The following is a 2,538-nucleotide window of genomic DNA, read 5'->3' as shown; positions in this document are numbered from 1 at the left end:
GGACGACCTGCTCCGAGGTGTGACGCTTCCTGCTGTTCGTCATGATCTGACCAGTCTCACTGCCCGGACCCCCGGGCAACAGGACGACTCACACAACCACCGGACCTACCAAACGGGGTCAGCCCATCCGAGCTCTGACCTGTCTCGTATCTTTGTCTTTCAACTGGGGTCCCCGGACGGGGTGCTGGTGGTTGGTTGTGAGACACGCAGAAGGTGGTTGTGAAGCATGGGGAAGCTGATTGGTTATGCGCGGGTCTCCACGAGGGGCCAAGACATGGACCGGCAGGTGACAGACCTACTAGATGCGGGGGTGCGTCGGGATGATCTCTATGTGGATCACGGGGTTTCGGGTGCCCGGGCGTCTCGCCCAAGCTTTGATCAGGCTGTAGGGGCTCTCCATGAGGGGGACACCTTGGTGGTGACAACCTTGGACAGGCTGGGTCGCTCCACGCAGACCATGCTCGAGCTGGCTCAGGATCTTCGGGAGCGCGGTGTGGGATTGCGGGTGCTCAACCTCGGCGGGGGAGATGTGGACACTTCGACCCCGATGGGGTCGATGGTGTTCACCGTGATGGCCGCCCTGGCCGAGATGGAGCTAGAGATTAAGCGGGAGCGGGTCACTGACTCGATCGCTAAGCGTCGTGCTGCCGGTGGGGATCTTGGAGGTCGCCGCCAGCAGTTCACGGACTCCCAGATCCGCAGCGCCCGCCGCCTGATCGAAGCGGGCCAACCTGCGGCCCAGGTAGCCCGTGACCTCGGGATGTCCCGGGCCACCCTGTATCGAAGGCTCCAGAAGCATCTGTAGATGAGTAGCGTTGAGTCTTCTACAGTGTGTATAGTTGTACACATACCGCCCGGTCCCTCAGGGACCGGGTTTATTCATGCCATCAGCATGAGGGCTCGCTTGCGTGTCACCAGCCAGGAGGCTTCACCAGGTGCTTCACCGGGGAAGGCATCTGAGCCGAAGTGAAGTCGGCAGGGGTCAGCTGGTACCACCAGTGCTCCCCAACGCCCACGGTAGGGGAGCCGTTGAGCGCACCGGCGGGGTAGCTTTTCGTGGGGTTTACTAGACCTACTGGAACATGTGTACGAGAAACTTCAATCGGCTTTTTTAGGTCACTGTCATTACTCACCACCACGGCTGCATCGATGTTCTTTTCCAGGACATCGATAAGAAGATGGGTAGCTACGTTTACGTCACTGCCCTTTTCCTCTCTACGCGACACAGAGGCCATAAAAGTAGCTCCAGGAACATCGGAACCCTTAGAGTCCTTGATGACTACCGGCCAGTCCGCTTGAGCTAATATTGGCCGTCTACCCTTATCTGGGATAGCGAGAGGACTATAAGCAATTCTTTCGACATAGGTTCCATATTCGATTACGTCTACAGCGCCGTGCGTCTTCAAAGCTCTCAAATAAACATCTTGGTCGCGCTGACCGGATGAATTTCCCCGCCCCTTAATACGGGCGGTGCAGTAAACCACCCTTAAATCAAACGGCCCCTGCCAATTTGAGTGTGTGGACACAACCTGATGCATCATGGATCTGATATCCATCCATCGCCACCCTGGGGTGCCCCGACCACAAATACCACGGCCCCCGTAGTAGAGGTTGTAACCGTCCACGTACACGCCAATTTTCATGGGAGAGATTGTCCCATCTTTTAGTGGTTCCGGCCATACTGTGGGGTAGCAGCCAGAAGGTAGATCCTCCTGGACTAGGCCTGCGACGAACCTTGAGGGCGACACGCCCTAGACATGCGGAAGGCCCCGCGCCAACGGGGCCTATCCTGAAGGTGTATTCAAACCGTGAGTCCATTCTAGCGCCTGCGCCAACAGGTGCAATGGAGCGCCCAGCGATGGAAGACCTGGGTGGGGCCTGAGACGCGGCCCCGCATCAACATCACCAGCCGCCTCACACGCGGTGCTCCCCGGGTTAGAACCGGTTCTCTTGCCGAGCGCACAGCCGGGGGCCGTCACCAGGGATCGTAAGACCTGGGCAGCGAAGGAGTGCCAAGCCCTACAGTGCCGCTCGTGGACAGCAGCCCTGCCACGAGGCGAGTACCGGAGCTGTGCGCACATGCCGCCACTGTCCACGAGTAATGCCGTGGGCCTTCTTCAACCACCCATGAGGTGGTCAACCGATGCGACCGATCGACCGACCGGGCTGATCCGCACGTGTTCAAGATGGCTTAGACGCTCCCCACCCCACCCTTCCTCACGAAGGTGCGCACCGGGAGTATCTAAGGCATCACCCTGCCCGGTCCTCCGGCCCGTCACGTGGCCGGGGGACCGGTGAACCAGGGGCGTGGTCGCGTGCGGGCGTCAAGGCCCTTTCCTCGCGTGCGGGGGAGTGGTGGTGCGGCGGCGTCGTCCTCAGGGCGACTACCGGTGCGTCGGGCGGGACGTGCCCTAGGTGTTGTGGGGCATGAGGTTCTTGGCACGGGTGTGGCGATGAGATGAGGAACGGGCTCCTCGCCACAGGATGGAAGTTCCTACACCACCCACCTGCCTGGAAGAGCCCGTTCATGACCCACGC

Annotated in this window: 2 protein-coding genes; one reads left to right on the top strand and one right to left on the bottom strand. The window is 60.2% G+C overall.

What is annotated here, in order from left to right; genetic code table 11:
- The first annotated feature begins 226 nt into the window (after positions 1 to 226).
- The gene (locus tag D8M39_RS12415; protein ID WP_126875119.1) at positions 227 to 805 is read left to right on the top strand and encodes a recombinase family protein; all 579 of its coding nucleotides are present in this window, start codon (positions 227 to 229) and stop codon (positions 803 to 805) included.
- Positions 806 to 911: 106 nt separating this feature from the next.
- On the opposite strand, the gene D8M39_RS12410 is transcribed toward D8M39_RS12415, so the two are convergent.
- Entirely contained in the window at positions 912 to 1,556 is a 645-nt protein-coding gene (locus tag D8M39_RS12410) for a hypothetical protein (protein ID WP_362860648.1), read from the bottom strand.
- Positions 1,557 to 2,538: the final 982 nt, after the last annotated feature.

Source organism: Kocuria sp. HSID17590 (assembly GCF_003989485.1).
Taxonomy (GTDB): domain Bacteria; phylum Actinomycetota; class Actinomycetes; order Actinomycetales; family Micrococcaceae; genus Kocuria; species Kocuria salsicia.
Note: the sequence above shows the minus strand (reverse complement) of the source record. Positions and strands in the feature narration are given on the sequence as shown.

Excerpts from the sequence above, each read along its gene's own strand:
- D8M39_RS12410 (WP_362860648.1), bottom strand. The coding sequence starts at position 1,556 with ATGGATATCAGATCCATGATGCATCAGGTTGTGTCCACACACTCAAAT.
- D8M39_RS12415 (WP_126875119.1), top strand. The coding sequence starts at position 227 with ATGGGGAAGCTGATTGGTTATGCGCGGGTCTCCACGAGGGGCCAAGAC.